Annotated in this window: 9 protein-coding genes; 3 read left to right on the top strand and 6 right to left on the bottom strand. The window is 49.0% G+C overall.

Going from position 1 to position 16,073, the window contains the following annotated elements:
• The first annotated feature begins 49 nt into the window (after positions 1-49).
• Both ACYVJQ_RS10640 and ACYVJQ_RS10635 read left to right on the top strand, forming a co-directional pair.
• The gene (locus tag ACYVJQ_RS10640) at positions 50-1,867 is read left to right on the top strand and encodes a glycoside hydrolase family 13 protein (protein ID WP_460893055.1); all 1,818 of its coding nucleotides are present in this window, start codon (positions 50-52) and stop codon (positions 1,865-1,867) included.
• Positions 1,868-1,880: 13 nt separating this feature from the next.
• On the top strand, positions 1,881-2,543 hold the full coding sequence (locus tag ACYVJQ_RS10635) for a GDSL-type esterase/lipase family protein (protein ID WP_460893054.1): 663 nt from the start codon (positions 1,881-1,883) through the stop codon (positions 2,541-2,543).
• A 125-nt stretch (positions 2,544-2,668) separates the two neighbouring features.
• On the opposite strand, the gene ACYVJQ_RS10630 is transcribed toward ACYVJQ_RS10635, so the two are convergent.
• From ACYVJQ_RS10630 to ACYVJQ_RS10610, 5 genes are all read right to left on the bottom strand, one after another.
• Complete coding sequence (locus ACYVJQ_RS10630; RefSeq protein WP_460893053.1) at positions 2,669-3,994, bottom strand: MFS transporter; 1,326 nt, start codon at positions 3,992-3,994, stop codon at positions 2,669-2,671.
• Between the two features lie 168 nt (positions 3,995-4,162).
• Positions 4,163-5,848 (bottom strand): alpha-amylase family protein, encoded by a 1,686-nt coding sequence (locus ACYVJQ_RS10625; RefSeq protein ID WP_460893594.1) that lies wholly within the window; start codon positions 5,846-5,848, stop codon positions 4,163-4,165.
• Positions 5,849-6,193: 345 nt separating this feature from the next.
• Positions 6,194-8,512, bottom strand: coding sequence for a glycoside hydrolase family 65 protein (locus ACYVJQ_RS10620; RefSeq protein WP_460893052.1), 2,319 nt, complete (start codon positions 8,510-8,512; stop codon positions 6,194-6,196).
• Positions 8,513-8,685: 173 nt separating this feature from the next.
• Positions 8,686-9,336: a beta-phosphoglucomutase gene (pgmB, locus tag ACYVJQ_RS10615; RefSeq protein ID WP_460893051.1), complete on the bottom strand. Its 651-nt coding sequence runs from the start codon at positions 9,334-9,336 to the stop codon at positions 8,686-8,688.
• Between the two features lie 165 nt (positions 9,337-9,501).
• A complete protein-coding gene (locus ACYVJQ_RS10610) occupies positions 9,502-11,415 on the bottom strand; it encodes a glycoside hydrolase family 13 protein (protein ID WP_460893050.1) in 1,914 nt (637 codons plus the stop codon).
• Between the two features lie 382 nt (positions 11,416-11,797).
• On the opposite strand from ACYVJQ_RS10610, the gene ACYVJQ_RS10605 reads away from it, so the two are divergent.
• Positions 11,798-12,961: an alpha/beta hydrolase gene (locus ACYVJQ_RS10605; protein WP_460893049.1), complete on the top strand. Its 1,164-nt coding sequence runs from the start codon at positions 11,798-11,800 to the stop codon at positions 12,959-12,961.
• Between the two features lie 152 nt (positions 12,962-13,113).
• On the opposite strand, the gene ACYVJQ_RS10600 is transcribed toward ACYVJQ_RS10605, so the two are convergent.
• Positions 13,114-15,879 carry a heparin lyase I family protein gene (locus tag ACYVJQ_RS10600; RefSeq protein WP_460893048.1) on the bottom strand — a complete coding sequence of 922 codons (2,766 nt, stop codon included), beginning with the start codon at positions 15,877-15,879 and terminating at the stop codon, positions 13,114-13,116.
• Positions 15,880-16,073: the final 194 nt, after the last annotated feature.

Raw genomic sequence — 16,073 nt, 5'->3', positions numbered from 1 at the left:
TTCAAAAAACAGGCTTAAAATAGAAAGAATGGTTTCTAAAACGTTTCCTATGAAAAAGTTATTAATTCCGTTTTTGGCCCTTCTAAGTATTTTAGGGGGCTATTCTGAAATACATGCGCAGGGGAAGAAGGAATTCACGCCAGACTGGAGCAAAGGCGTGGTGTGGTACCAGATTTTCCCGGACAGGTTTTATAACGGTGACCCCAGCAATGACCCCAAGGTAACCGACCAATCCGGAGCCTACCCCTTTGATGATTCTTCTGCTTTCCAGATCCACCCCTGGACCAGCGATTGGTACCAGTTGCAGCCCTATGAGCAGAAAAATGGCAAAGATATTTATTACAACCTGCAGCGCCGCAGGTACGGCGGCGATTTACAGGGAGTAATTGACAAATTGGACTACCTGCAATCGTTGGGCGTGAATGCCATTTACCTGAACCCAATTTTCTGGGCGCCTTCTTCCCATAAATATGATGCCTTAACCTATCACCACGTAGACCCCACCTTTGGGCCAGACCCAGAGGGAGACAAGCGAATGATAGCAAAGGAAAACCCGTTAGACCCGGCCTCTTGGGTGTGGACCAGCGCAGACAAGCTAGCCTTGAAACTCATTGAGGAAGTGCACAAGCGAAAGATGTACATCATCTTTGACGGAGTCTTCAACCACATAGGCGTCAACAGCTTCGCGTTTAAAGATGTGGCTAAAAACCAGCAAGCCTCTCCTTATCGTGACTGGTTTATGGTAAAGAGCTGGCGCGATTCCGCCAAGGGAATTCCCTTTGAGTACAAAGGGTGGTTTGGCGTGAAAACCCTGCCAGAATTCAAAGAAGACAGTACGGGCATAGTAGCCGGCCCCAAACAATACATCTTCAATGCCATCAAACGATGGATGAACCCCATGGGCAAAGGGGCCGCCAAAGGGATTGATGGCTGGCGTCTGGATGTGGCCTATGATGTAGGGCACCCTTTCTGGAAAGACTGGCGCACGTATGTGCGGAGCCTAAACCCAAATGCCTACATGACCGCAGAACTGGTCTTTTCCATTGAGGAGACCCGTCCTTATCTCAGCGGAGATGAGTTTGATGCTACCATGAACTACAACTTCGCGTTCATTGTGCATGATTACTTTGTGCAGGAGAAAAAAGCCATTACTGTTACCCAGTTTGACACCCGCTTGAAAGAACTGCGGGAAGCCTTTGGCGAAGGTGTGGCCTATAACATGCAAAACCTTATGGATAGCCACGATGCCACCCGGTTAGGAAGTGCCGTGGCCAACCCGGACGGCTTAAAATTTGGGGACTGGGGCAAGTATTTCAACTGGAGCCAGAAAAGCAACAACAAAAGTTACAATGCGCGCAAACCCACCGCAGAACAGCTCAAGAAACAAAAACTGATAGCCGCCTTCCAGCTTCTTTACCTGGGGTCCCCCATGATCTACTACGGAGACGAGGTGGGCATGTGGGGTGGCAACGATCCAGACTGCCGCAAACCCATGGTCTGGAAAGACAAAACCTATCAGCCAGAAACCTATAACCCAGACCAGAGCAAACATGATCCAGATCAGGTGGCATTTAACCAGGATTTGTTTGCGTGGTACCAAAAGTTCATAGGGTTGCGACAACGGTACAAAGCCCTTAAACTTGGGGAATATACCACCCTGGCCACCGACGACGCCCGGCAGCTGTACGCCTTCAGCCGGAAGTTGGGTCAGGAGGAAGTCCTTGTGGTAGTCAACCGAGGTACTCAGCCGGTGACTTTTACCCATTCCAAGTTGAGCAAGCAGTCCTATAAAAATGCCTTTTCCAACACATCCATAAAAGAAGTAAAAGTTAACGGGATGGATGTAGTGGTCTTGGTTAATAAATAAATTAAGTAGTGCTATGAAGAAAAGTTTATTCTTGCTCCTGTTCCTGATGATGGGTCTGAGGGGGGCTTATGCTCAAACTGCGCCTCCCTTTTGGGCAGACATTATCGGTTTTAAAAAACAGGATGCCATCCAAACGCCGCCTTCCAACCCAATCTTGTTTGTGGGGAGTTCGTCCTTTACCAGGTGGAAAAACCTGCAAGAAAGTTTTCCGGGGTACCCGGTGGTGAATAGAGGGTTTGGCGGCTCTACGCTGGTAGACGTAATCAAATACACCTATGATATTATCTTGCCCTACCAACCTAAACAGGTGGTCATTTATTGCGGCGAGAATGACTTGGCCTCAGCTGACAGTATCACGGCAGAAGAAGCCGTGCAGAGATTCAAGACACTGTTTGGCATGATAAGAACGAATCTCCCCGCCACAAGGATTAGTTTTGTGAGCATCAAACCCAGCCCCAGCCGTGCCTCTATCCAAGAGAAGGTGAAAGCCGCCAACAAAGACATCAAACGCTTCCTGAAAAAGCAGAAAAACACCGATTTTATTGATGTCTACAAACCCATGCTTGACCCCAATGGGAATATGCGGGAGGAACTCTACGTAAAAGACCGCCTGCACATGCAACCTGAAGGCTATGCCATCTGGCAAAAGGTCATTACCTCTTATCTATTAAATTAAATGCCTGGATAGAAAAAATGAGCTTTTTATAGATTAGCTATTTTAAGCCTGATTTTCCAAAAACAGGCCTGAAACAGAAGAGCCCAGGATTAGGTCCCGGGCTCTTCTGTTTATAAAAAAGAATACTAAGCTACCTGCTCATCTACGTCTTTTACCAGTAAAGTCATAAATCCGGCCAGAATCATAGAGCAGCCACCCAGCACCAACACATAGATAGACTGGCCGTCAAAGATGTGCTTATTGATGAAATCCAGGAGGGTGCCGGCTACAATTTGCGGAATCACGATGAAGAAGTTGAAAACTCCCATGTAGTAACCCATGCGTTTGGCCGGCAATGAACCCGCCAGAATGGCGTAAGGCATTGAAAGGATACTTGCCCAAGCAATACCAACTCCTACCATTGACACCAGCAAAAGTTTAGGGTCAGAGATAAAGTAAACGGAGATTAAGCCCAACCCGCCAATGGTAAGGCAGATCAAGTGGGTCATGCGGCGGCTGGTTTTCTTAGCCAGAGCCGGAAGTAGCAGCGCAAAAATGGCTGAAACCCCATTATAGACCGCAAAGCAAACGCCTACCCAGTCGGCGCCCTCATTGTAGAGTTTGGAGGTGGTATCGGTGGTGCCGTACACGTGGCTGGTAAGGGCCGGGGTGGTGAAAATCCACATGGCAAACAGCGCAAACCAGGTAAAGAACTGCACAAAGGCCAACTGCAACATGGTCTTAGGCATTTTAAAAATTCCCAGGAAGGTTTCCTTTACGCCTTCCCAGAAAGTAGTATCTCGCTTCTCCCGCTCAAACTCCTCCAGATCTTCCGGGGGATATTCCTTGGTTTTAAGCACTGTCCAAAGCACTGCCAGAAAGAAGACAACCCCTCCAGAATAAAATGCCCATTTCACTGAAGGCGGAATTTCTCCGGCCGGAGCGGTATTAGGTAAACCCACCCAGTTATTGAAAATCCAGGGCAGGAGCGAGGCTACTACCGCCCCAATGCCAATAAAGAAAGTCTGGGCTGCGAAACCGCTAGTACGTTGCTCAGAAGGCAGTAAATCACCCACCAAAGCCCTGAAGGGTTCCATAGAGATATTGATGGATGAATCCAGTATCCAGAGCATGCCCACCGCCATCCAGAGCACCGAGGAATTAGGCATCAGAAATAGGGAGATAGAGGCCAGAATGGCGCCCACCATAAAGAAAGGCTTACGGCGGCCAAACCGGGGACTCCAGGTACGGTCACTCAGGTAGCCAATGATAGGCTGTACTAGCAGGCCGGTTACTGGTGCGGCCAGCCAATACAAGGCTATCTCCGTACCACCCAAGGTCTCAAAAATGCGGCTCACGTTGGCGTTCTGCAACGCGAATCCAAATTGAATTCCCAGAAACCCGAAACTCATGTTCCAGATTTGCCAGAAGCTCAGGCGAGGCTTGGCTTGCGCCGATATTGTTTGTGCCATGGGCAGATTGTAAAAGGTTTGTTTGGTTGGGTTTGGTAAAGTTGTTTTTGCTTTAATTTCGGAAAAACGAGCTTAAAACACTAGAAGGATTTAACACACAGGATACAAGACACAAGATTCATCTATGACTCCAGTTTAATTATGTCTTGTATCCAGGTCTATAAAAATTTACTTCTGCTGCAGAAGGAACACATGCGCGCTCATGGGGGCTAAAGTAATGTTAGTTTTCACCTCCGGCTGGAAGAACAAGGGGGGCGTGTCAAACAGAAGATCCTGTAGAATGAACGTTCCTTTCTCGTCTAAGCCCAAGGCATTGAAGGCGGCCGTAGAAATTGCCATGCCGTAATCTGAAGGCTGCCGGTTGAAGTTCACCAACACCAGTATTCGTTCTTGGGCGGTGTGGCGCAGGTAGGCATATACCCCAGCAGGAGCAGTGCCTTCCTGAGTGGTCAACGCATAGAACTTGCCTTTTCTAATGGCTTCGCGGCTAGTGCTTAGGTTGAGCAATTTGGAATAAAACTCCCGAAGGCGCTGCTGGTCTTCAGAGAGTTTACCGCCATCAAATTTGCCGCTGTTCATCCAGGCCTGGTGCGTGGGTACGCCCCAATAATCAAAGATAGTAGTACGGCCGTCTTCGCCCTGAAAGCCTTCATGTCCTTTCCCGGGCTCGCCTACTTCCTGTCCAAAATACACCAATACCGGGCCGCTGCCCAGGGTGGCGCTTACGGTCATGGCCGGTACGGCCGCCCAGGGCGTGCCCGCAAAGTCTGGGGAGGCAATGCGTTGCTCATCATGATTTTCTAGGAAACGCAGCATATGGCTGGAGATGCCGTTGCTTTCTTCTTGCCAAACTTTGGTGATGTCATGAGTGTTGCCTTGGCCTTTGTTCTCCATTAACCGCCGCACGCCGTCATACAAGCCTACTTTGTCATACAGATAGTCAAAGCCACCAGTTTTAATATAGTTGCGGTATTCCTTGGGATTGTAGATCTCGGCTATGAAGGTAATGTCTGGGTATTTGGCTTTCACCTGTGGAATCACCCAGGCCCAGAACTCCACGGGCACCATTTCGGCCATGTCGCATCTGAATCCGTCTACGTTTTTGCCTGCCCAGTACAGCAAAATGTCCCGCATCTTAAGCCACGTGTCTGGGGTAGGCGAGAAATGCTTGGTACGGTTGTTCTGGTAATCTATGCCATAATTCAGCTTTACCGTCTCAAACCAATCATCTACGCTGGGCGTAGCGCTGAAAACGTCATTCCCTGATGCTTTCGCCGGATTCTCCGCAAACTTTCCTTCCTCTTGCGGACCATTGAAAGAAGCGCTCAAGGCATTATATCCAGATGGCACCTGCAATGGCTGGCCCGGCAGATAATAGAAATTATTGCTGGGTTTGAAGCCAACGGTCACGTCATCTTTCGCCCCAAAATCTTCCACGCCCGCAGGCTTGGCATCTGACTGGTACTTACGGGCCACGTGGTTGGGCACAAAGTCAATGATCACTTTAAGGCCGTTGCCATGGGTGCGTTTTACCAGCGCTTCAAACTCCACCATGCGCTTGCGCACGTCTACGGCCAAATCTGGGTTCACGTCATAATAATCCTTGATGGCGTAGGGCGAGCCCGCGCGGCCTTTGATCACATCTGCGTCATCCAGCGGTATCCCGAACTTAGTATAATCGGTCATGAGCGCGTGCTCCAATACGCCGGTATACCAAACGTGAGTAGCGCCCAGTTTCTTGATTTCCTGCAGGGCCTTATCTGTGATGTCATTGAACTTGCCCACACCATTTTCATGCAGGGTGCCATAGGTTTTGTTCAGCGTTTTTTTGTTGCCAAACAGACGGGTCATCATCTGGTAAATCACCAGTTTCTGGTCCGATACCTCTTCATTGGTGGTAAAAGGGTTTGGCGTTTGGGTGGCACCTTCAGAAGTAGTCATTCGGTTTTCTTGGGTTTCTTTTTCTGGTAAGGTAGAAGAAGTGGGCGTGGTGGATTTGCAACCTACCGCCAGCCATGCCAGCATGGCCAAAGACAAGAAGGAACGCTGAGAATGTTTCATAGGGTTGTATCAAGTAATCAGGTACCATGATTCAAGGTTTACTTCCTGCAGTAAATGAACCATTTGAACCTAATTGATTTTTGGCTTCCGTTTCAGGGCTGTTTTATGGAAAACAGGCCTGAAACGGAAACGGTAGCTTTAAGCTCTCTGGTGGTTCAGAGAGGTTTTGGCATTGGCCTCTATGGTTTGCGGTTGGTCAAACACATTCAAGGTAATCGCCTTATCAGCATGGTTCTCAATCTGCACCTGCTCGCGGGTCACTTTAATGGTTAACAAGTGGCCTCTGAACCTGATTTTAAAGGAATAAGAACTCCAGCCAGAAGGGATGAACGGATTGAAGAACAGTTGGTTATCACGCACGCGCATGCCTCCAAAGCCTTGGACCACGCTCATCCAGGTGCCGGCCATACTAGTGATGTGGCAACCGTCCTCGGTGTCATTGTTATAGTCGTCCAGGTCCAGGCGGGCGGTCCGCAGGTAGAACTCATAGGCGCGTTCCTCATCACCTAACTTGGCAGCCAGAATCGAGTGCACGCAGGGTGAGAGCGATGATTCATGCACCGTGCGCGGCTCATAGAAGTCATAGTTTCTTCTAATAGTCTCCAGGTCATAGCGGTCCTCAAACAGGTAGATGCCCTGGAGCACATCGGCTTGCTTAATAAACACCGAGCGCAGGATTCTGTCCCAGGACCATTTTTGGTTCAACGGGCGGTCCTCGGCGGGCAGGTCTTTTACCAGGGTCTGCTCCTTGTCCAGGAAGCCGTCCTGCTGCAGGAAGATGCCCAATCCTTGGTCTTCGGCGTAGAACATATGGTCAATTACGTGCTGCCACTGGCTGGTTTCCTTTTCAACGTTCAGGTTCAGCTTGCTCACCAGTTCCTGGTAACGGGCCGGGTTGGTTTGTTGCACGTGCTGCAGGGCCTTGAGGGTGTATTCCAAGGTCCAGGTGGCAATGGTGCTGGTGTACCAGTTATTATTGACGTTGTTCTCGTATTCATTGGGGCCGGTCACGCCCAGCATCACGTACTTGTTTTTGGCCTGTGACCAGTTCACGCGCTGCGCCCAGAACCGCGAAATGCCTACCAACACCTCCACGCCATATTCGGCCAGATAGGAATCATCTCCGGTGTACCGGATGTAGTCATGAATGGCGTGCGCGATGGCGCCGTTCCTATGGATTTCCTCAAAGGTGATTTCCCACTCATTATGGCATTCCTCACCATTCATGGTTACCATGGGGTACAAGGCTGCGCCACCAGTGAAGCCTAGTTTCTCTGCGTTCTCAATGGCTTTTGGCAGGTGTTTGTAGCGGTAAATGAGCAGGTTGCGGGCAATCTGCGGATCTGCGGTGGCCAGGTAGAAGGGAAGGCAGTAGGCTTCGGTGTCCCAATAGGTGGTTCCGCCGTATTTCTCGCCGGTGAAGCCTTTGGGGCCAATGTTCAGACGCTCATCCTCGCCGGTGTAGGTCTGGTTAAGCTGGAAGATGTTAAACCGGATGCCTTGCTGGGCAGTGGCATCGCCTTCAATCACGATGTCGCTTTCTTCCCACTTAGCGGCCCAAGCGGCGGCCTGCTCTTTTAGAAGTTGCTCAAACCCTTTGGCAGTGGCAGCGGCAATCACTTTTTTGGTGTTGGCCAACAAGTCTTCTTTGGGGTGGTTTTCTGAGGAAAGGTTAGCCGCGTACTTGTAAAGTACCGTCTCCTGGCCTTGCTCCACGGCAATATCAAAGGTTGAGGCAATGAATTTGGAGCGCTCAACCGGCGAAGCCTGCACGTTTACTTCCTGCCCGTTTTGGGTAACCACAAATTTCTGGCCGGTGCATACATGGAAGAACGTTTTCTTGGTCTCGGCAATCACATAGCCTTCGGTGGGCTGGGCTTCCTGCAGAATCTCGTTCCAGAACTTCTCGTCATAGTTAGAGTCGGCGTTCTTAATGTCGGCGTCAAGGTAAGGGGTAAAGGTGAGCGTACCGCTGAAGTTTAGCGGAGTGAGGCTATAGCGGATGGCGCCTACTTCATCTTCCACAATACTGGTAAAGCGCCGGGCTTCTACGCGCACCTGCTTACCCGAGGACAACATGGCGGTGAACCGGCGGTCCAGCCAGCCTTCGCGCATGTTCAGCTCGCGCCGGAAATCGGTTACCTGGCAAAGGTGCAGGTCCAAGGTTTCACCGTCTAGCTGCACGTCAATGCCTATCCAGTTGGCGGCGTTGAGTACCTTGGCGAAATACTCGGGGTAGCCGTTCTTCCACCAGCCCACGCGGGTTTTGTCTGGGTAATACACTCCTGCCACGTAATTGCCCTGCAGGGTCTCGCCGGTAAAGGCTTCTTCAAAGTTAGCGCGCTGGCCCATCCGGCCATTGCCCAAACTGAAAACGCTTTCCGTGATTTGGTTATAATGGGCGTGGAATCCTTCTTCTATAATGGACCACTCATCTACGGTAAGGTATTGCTTCATAAAAATTGGAATCAAGTATCAAGACACAGGTATCAAGACTTCTTTTTGAGTTTTATAGTATCTGGTTTGGCCCTGTTTTCGGAAAAACGGGCTGTAAACGGGTTAAAGTTTTTGGAGCCACTAAATAGTACATAGGTTGTGCTTGCTTTGCCCCAGCGGTATTACGCTCTATACTATAAAGCATGCAACCGTTCAATGGTCATTTCAGTCATATCTTTCACCACAATGTCTGCCAGGGTTAAAACCTCTGGCTGGCCTACGCCTACGCACCGCATACCCGCATTCTTAGCTGATTCTACCCCCGCCACGGCATCTTCAAATACCACACACTCCTCCGGTTTTACCCCCAGGGCTTCGGCACCTTTTAGGAACACCTCTGGATCAGGCTTCCCGTTGACCACGTGACGGCCGTCTATGATGGCGTCAAAGTAGGGGAGTAGGTTAGTGCGCTCCAGAATAAGCTGCGCGTTTTTGCTGGCTGAGCCCAGGGCGATCTTGATGCCTTCGGCCTTCAAGGCCTTCAGGAAATCTTCCACGCCGGGTAGAATTTCGGCTGGGGTCATTTTGGAGACGTCCTGAAGGTATTCGGTGTTTTTCTGCTCGCATAGGGCCAGCATTTGTTCTTGTGGCAAGGTCTGGCCACCAATTTCCAGGATAATCTCCAGGGAGCGTACGCGGCTCACGCCTTTCAGGCGCTCGTTGTCATGCTCAGTAAAATCAATGCCAAGGCTTTGGGCCAACTGGCGCCAGGCTTTAAAATGGTAGATGGCGGTGTCTACCAGAACTCCGTCTAAATCAAAAAGGCAAGCTTTGATGGTGCTCATATAAAAGGGTATTCTTGTGCTGCTATTTAGTTACTATTTCAATGGTGGGCCTTAACCGGTATCCTGAAGTATTCCAATACGCGCTATGACCAGAAGCTTTCAAAGACTTTCCGTTTTAAGCCTGTTTTCAGAAAAACAGGCCTAAAACGGAAAGTCTTTAAGGGGTTATTTCTGAAGTTCCAGCACCAGGGCGGTTTTGGCCGGAATCTTAATGCTTACAAGGCTAGTGAGGCGTTGGTTTTGCAGGATGTCCTGAGCCTTGGTAAAGCCTTGCATGCGTTCAGCAAACCTCTCAGTTTTTAGGTCAACTTCTTTATCTGTGGAGTTGGTGGCCACCATAATGGTTTTCTGGTTATCATACCGGAAGTACACATAGGTGCCTTCTTGTGGCACAAACTGCATGAGTTTGCCAGAATGAAGGGCCGGGGTGATTTTGCGGTAATTGGCCAGGGTCTTTACAAAGTTGAAGGCTTCGTTCTCGCGGACGTTGCGGCCGGCGGCAGTGAACTTGTTTTCCTTGTCACCGGCAAAGCCGCCCGGAAAATCCTTGCGCACCTCAGCATCTGACGGGTCTTTGAAATTCTTCATCAGAATCTCCGTGCCGTAGTACAATGAAGGGATACCGCGCGTGGTCATCAGCCAGGTGATCCCCATTTTGTATTTGTCAAAATCTTCGCCCACCACCGAGAAATAGCGGTTCATGTCATGGTTGTCCAGGAAAGTGACCAGTTTCGTGGGGTCTTCATACACCACGTCCTGGGCCAGCACCTGGTGTACTTTGCTCACGCCTTCGTCCCAGCCAAATTTCTGGTTCAAGGCATCATTCATGGCGGTCCAGAGTACAAAATCCAGGGTGCCAGGTTGGTTGCTTTTGAAGGGGAAGGCAATCTTGTTTCTGGTAAACCGAGACTGGGCAATGACGTTGTTCACCCATGATTCCCCGAAGATGTGGATGTTGGGGTACTCGTCCATAAGGGCCTGGTTGCAACGGTTCATGAACTGGTCCTCATTGTACATATAGGTGTCAATGCGCCAGGCATCCACGCCAAAGTTCTCCACGGTCCAGAGGGCATGCTGAATGAGGTAATTGGCCACCAAGGGGTTGTCATGGTTCAGGTCTGGCATGTGGGGCACAAACCAGCCATTCATCATAATGGACCAATCTGCCTTGGAGCCATACGGATCAATGATTGGCTGGAATTTATGCGAAGTGTTGGTATAGGTAGGGAATTGGTGCACCCAGTCTTTAGAAGGCAGGTCTTTGATAAACCAATGGTTAATGCCCACGTGGTTATAGACGGCGTCCTGCACTACTTTCATGCCTTTGGCATGGGCGGTCTGCACTAACCTCTTATAGGCTTCATTGCCGCCAAAGCGCTTATCTACCTGGTAATGGTCGGTGAAGGCGTAGCCGTGATAGGCGCTACGCATTTGGCCGCCTTCATCTGTCAGGGGTTGGTTGTTTTCAATGACGGGGTTGAGCCAAAGGGCCGTAACACCCATCTCCTCAAAGTAGTTAAGGTGATTCTGGATACCCTGTATGTCACCGCCATGGCGCAGGAAAGGGTTGTTACGGTCGGCCTGGGTATCTGCCATATCCTTGAATTTGTCATTCTTGAGGTCGCCGTTGGCGAAACGGTCGGGCAGGACCAAATACACAAAATCAGCGGAAGAAATCCCCTGGCCTTTGGGATCCTGGGTGCGGGCTTTTAATTCATAGGAACGGGAAAGTTTCTGGTTACCTTTTTCGCCGGTAATCTTGAAAGAACCGGGTTTTGTGCTTGGAGCAATAGTCAGGTCCAGGAAGGCGTAATTAGGGTTTTCTACTGTATGGGCCTTTACCAAGGTTACCCCCGGGTAATTGATAGAATAAGTATAAGTACCGGCCTGAGGTCCATACACCAGCAATTGCAGGTTCTGGTCTTTCATGCCCACCCACCAAAAAGTAGGGTCAATGCGGGTAATGGAAGACCGGTTTTTCTGGGCCTGGGCGGAAAAGGACCACAGTACCAGGGTGAGCAAAAAGAGGGTTCTATTCAGAGTGGCAAGACCGAATGGTATTTTTTTAAACTTTTCCATATTTCTGTTTCTGCATGGTGGCAGCCTTTGGTTTTAGTCTTTTCATCCTTCCCAATTTCTGGGGCTGGAAATCTGGTTTTGCAGGGTAGATATCTCGGGGCTACTAATTGCAGGGAAATCGTTGTAGGAGCCGCTAATCATATTAATTCTTGCATCCTCCAGCAGGCTTATTTTACCTTAATAGATCTACTTTCCCTGTTTTAATCCAAGTATTTTATCCACTTCCAGGTAAGTTGTGCCTACCAACCTTATTATTTCTACCCGTTCTCAAGTGGTTGTTTCCTAGAAAGCGAAAACTATTGTTAATATTGTAAAATCATTGAGGTAAATCTACACTTATTTAATTAAGAAATCGATTTCCTGATTTATAAAATGCCAAATTATGAAAAACCTATTTAAAAAGAAGGGGCTTGGTACTTTTATCCTTTTGCTGGGAGTTTTTGGTGCTCAGGCCCAACAGGCTCAGGTTACTTTTGAGGTAACCAAGTTTCCGGCCAACACTCCTGCTAAAGACACCTTATTTCTGACAGGGAACCTGAACAACTGGAACCCTTCTGACAAAACATTGGCCTTTCAAAAAGGCCCCAAAAACCACCTGTACCTGACATTGCCTGCTGGGAATGGGGTTTTGGAGTACAAGGTGACCCGGGGTAGTTGGGCCAAAGGGGAGGCCTTAGCCAGCGGTGCCCCTCGTACAAACCGGGCGTATACGTCATCGGGTAAGGCAGACACGGTCAAGCTAGAAATAGAGAGCTGGGAGGACAATTTTGCTAAGGCAGCCAAAGCACACACCGCTTCTCCCTCCGTGCAGGTAGTGAGCAATGTTTTCTACATGCCGCAATTGCAAAAGAATCGTCGGGTATGGATCTACTTACCAGCTGGCTATGATTCTTCCCGTAAGAAATACCCGGTGCTGTATATGCATGATGGGCAAAATGTTTTTGATGCCTATTATAGTTATAGCGGTGAGTGGGGCGTAGATGAGGCACTTGATTCATTAGCCAAAAAACAGGGCCCTGAAGTGATTGTGATAGGAGTTGACAATGGAGGGGAGGAGCGCATGAATGAATACACCCCCTGGAAAAACGCTAAATATGGCGGGGGGAAAGGAGATGCCTACGTTGACTTTCTGGCCCAGACCTTAAAGCCTTATATTGACACCCATTACCGCACCCTCTCAGACAAGGCTAACACGGGCATAGCCGGAAGTTCAATGGGCGGCCTTATCTCTTTGTACGCAACATTAAAATACCCCAATGTCTTTGGCAAGGCAGGAGTTTTCTCGCCAGCATTTTGGGTGTCTCCCGAATTTTTTGACTTCGTGGGTTCTAACAAACCTTCCAAAGATGTGAAAATTTACCTGGTAGCCGGAGCCAAAGAAGGGGAACAGATGGTGCCTGACATGGCCAGGATGCGAGATCTGCTGATAAAGAAGGGTATACCTTCTAAAAACTTAAAATATGCCGTCCACGCCGATGGGGAGCACAAGGAAGGTTTCTGGCGGCGTGAGTTCCCTGGGGTTTTTGCATGGCTGTTTAGGAAATAGGCCTTCCAAAAAAATTCAAAGGAAGTTCTATTGGCCAGAAGCTATTCATTGGGAAACAGACTTCACAGGAAAGCCACTTGTAATAAATCCTCGGGGCAGCTAGTTAACAGACTAGCGGCCCCGGGGATTTATTGTTTTTAGCCAGTTAAAACTTAATCAGTGATGAGAAATTTATGACCCTTTGATTTTTGATTGCCAGGGGTCTGAATGAGATAGAGCCCAGAATCCAAGGGATTGGTCTGCAGGGTGGTAGTACCAGTAAATGTGGTAGTTTGCCGCACCCGCCCTTGGTTGTCAACTAACCTAATAGTCATAGGCCCAGGTTGGTTACTTTTCAGGGTTAGGGTAGTTCCCCGCTTGGCAGGGCTAGGGTACACTTCTAGCGTATTGGCAGCGGTCTTGGTAAGGGCCGAACCGTGTATGAGCAGGTTGTTTTCTGAAGCAGTTGGGTTTGATAAGTGATCTGTTGTTGGTTTCATAAAAGCAATGGAACAGGCGGCGTTGCCAATTTTCACTTCGTCCACAAACCAGACTCTTTTCTGGGATTGCGTCACCCCACCATTGTTCCAGTCGCTTTTATAAATCCCCATTTTCCATTTACCATAGGGACCATCATACATGGTGGGCACGCCTTTTATGTCAAGCTTGAGCTCTCCGTCAATCCAGACTTGCATAAAACCATCTGTGCGGTGTTGCTTGATATGGATGACTACCTCCAGCCATTTGTCATAGATGATGGGACCAAGCACATGGAAGATAATACTTTGGCCGTCTGCTGTTCGCCGCCGAACCTCAAACCGGCCGTCCTGGGTACGAAGCGTGATCATGGGAGAGCCAAATTCCCCTCCCTGGTGCCATTGGTTGAACGCCTCATCATCTGAATCTAGAAGGTAATTAGCGGACGGAAAGTATCCCGCAAAGGAGTGCCAGGTTTCCTCCTGGGCGAAGTTCTCCGAGAATAGAACCTCGGTTCGCGTGCCATCAGCGGCAGGTGGGTCTCCGGCCCTTAATTCCCAGCGACCTGCCCAGGAGCCACTGTAGGTAGTATCTCTTACTACTTTAAAGCCATAGGTGGTGCTGGATTGCATATGGAGGCCTGCAAAACCGGTCCCCGTCTCAAAGTTTTCATGGTACATTATGGTGGGCTCCTTAAGGGAAGAGGTGAATTCCATGTCAAAGGCTAGGTCACTGCTACTGGCTTTTTGTTGGTGTATTTCTACCCCAATCACATTAGCGCCCGCCTGGAAATAAGTATAAGGGAGGGTGAACGTCTGTATTTTGGAGCCATCACCGCTGGAGCTAACAGAGGCCAACGTGGTGCCGCTAATGGTCCCTTTAGGCATGTTGTACCTATACACCTCGGTGCCATTTACGTAAACCACTGCTCCATCATCCATTTTGATATTTATCGTTAAATTGCCATAAGCAGCCGGGGTGGAAAGGGTTACCGTTTTCCTGAAATAGGTGGTAATGAATTTATTGGTGGCCGATGGTCCATACCCCACTACCGTGCTAGCATCCGGAATACCATACCCGAATTTTCCGTTTCCGGTACTCCAGCCGCTGTCTTCAAAGCCCAGGGACCGCCAACCTGTACCCTGGTTAGTGCCGTTATCCAGGTAACGCCAAGCGGAATTAAACCCAAACAAATCTGTATCAGTGGTCTGCACCATTATATGCGTATAGGTTTGCCCTGAATTGAAGCCGGAAGTTAGGGCATTGCCTGCGAGGTCTTGTATTCCTGTTGCCCCGCCGTTAAGATCCAAACGTAACGTGCCTTCCCCTGAAACATTGGCGACCACCACGTCATAAATAGCATTGCTAGAAGCTGTTAAACCGTTTAGAGTTCCGGTGACTGTGGCAGCTATGCTAAAATCAGAAGCGTCTATTCCTGTGCAACCCTCAGAAAAGGTAACCCTAAACGTAAGGGTGGCCGCACTGGTGGTTTCTATGGCTGGATTTTGTCGTGTGATACTCACTACAGTAGGGGGTGTGGAATCTACCACTGGCGGCGAAATCGAATAGGTCTGCCCACTAGTAAAACCACCTTGGATTTGGTAATTTTTTAAGTCCTGAATTCCAGTGTTGGTACCTTTTAGATCAAGCCGTAAGGTGCCTTCCCCGGAAAGGGAGTTAACAGATACATCATATGTATAGGCGTTTACCGGAGTGAGTGATTCTATTCTGCCGGATACAGTTCCAGTGGTGGCCAAATCAAAGTCTGCCGCGTCTACCTGTGTAACAGCTTCTGAGAAAATTGCCCTAAAGGTAACGGTAGATAAGGTAGTTGACTCTGCGGTAGGGATTTGGCGGTTAATGCTGGAAACGGTGGGCGCAATAACGTCAAGAGGTGCCGTCACCCCCGATAGTTCCAAATCAAATGCCATGTCTGGGGTGTTGGCCCGTTGCTGGTGAATCTCTACCGCAATTACGTTGGTCCCATTTATAAAAGCCGATGGGTCTAGCGTAAAACTTTGGGATACGGAACCGTTGTCGAGGGCCTCAGAAGCCAGAGTAGTATAAGTGACTGCTCCTGTTGGCATATTATTCCGGTACACCTCTTGCCCGTTCACGTACAGCACTACGCCGTCATCTCTTTTTATTTTGCCGGAAAAGGAAGCATACCCGGTAGCATCTGTCACCAAAACGCTAGTCCTGAAATAGGTGGTAATATATTTTTTCTTGGCATTGGTTCCATAACTCAGAACCGTCTTAGCATCACTAATGCCGTACCCAAACTTTCCGGCTCCAGACGGCCAGGAAGCATCTGCAAAGGAACTTTCGCGCCAGGCGGCTCCTTGGTTAGTGCCGTTGTCCAGGTACTTCCAGTTTGCACCAAAAGGCACCAGTATGGTTTGCGCCCAGGAGCAGAACGCCCACAGCAGCATTACTAAAGTTATAGGTATAATTCTGATCATGACCGTTGCAGTTAAATGGCCTTGAAATATTGTTTGTATTAAAGGGAGGGTGCCGCTTTGGAGTAGCGTAGATGGGAAGGGAAGTAGCTTTTAATATAGGTAATAGGTATTGTTTTATACGGGCAATATTCTTTGGAAAATGTTAAATTATAGATTTATTCATTACCTATAATTTGGTAATATACTTTTAAAAT

It is taken from the genome of Rufibacter soli (assembly GCF_054781795.1).
Note: the sequence above shows the minus strand (reverse complement) of the source record. Positions and strands in the feature narration are given on the sequence as shown.

Excerpts from the sequence above, each read along its gene's own strand:
- ACYVJQ_RS10605 (WP_460893049.1), top strand. The coding sequence starts at position 11,798 with ATGAAAAACCTATTTAAAAAGAAGGGGCTTGGTACTTTTATCCTTTTG.
- ACYVJQ_RS10600 (WP_460893048.1), bottom strand. The coding sequence starts at position 15,879 with ATGATCAGAATTATACCTATAACTTTAGTAATGCTGCTGTGGGCGTTC.
- ACYVJQ_RS10620 (WP_460893052.1), bottom strand. The coding sequence starts at position 8,512 with ATGAAGCAATACCTTACCGTAGATGAGTGGTCCATTATAGAAGAAGGA.
- ACYVJQ_RS10625 (WP_460893594.1), bottom strand. The coding sequence starts at position 5,848 with ATGATGACCCGTCTGTTTGGCAACAAAAAAACGCTGAACAAAACCTAT.
- ACYVJQ_RS10610 (WP_460893050.1), bottom strand. The coding sequence starts at position 11,415 with ATGGAAAAGTTTAAAAAAATACCATTCGGTCTTGCCACTCTGAATAGA.
- pgmB (WP_460893051.1), bottom strand. The coding sequence starts at position 9,336 with ATGAGCACCATCAAAGCTTGCCTTTTTGATTTAGACGGAGTTCTGGTA.
- ACYVJQ_RS10630 (WP_460893053.1), bottom strand. The coding sequence starts at position 3,994 with ATGGCACAAACAATATCGGCGCAAGCCAAGCCTCGCCTGAGCTTCTGG.
- ACYVJQ_RS10640 (WP_460893055.1), top strand. The coding sequence starts at position 50 with ATGAAAAAGTTATTAATTCCGTTTTTGGCCCTTCTAAGTATTTTAGGG.
- ACYVJQ_RS10635 (WP_460893054.1), top strand. The coding sequence starts at position 1,881 with ATGAAGAAAAGTTTATTCTTGCTCCTGTTCCTGATGATGGGTCTGAGG.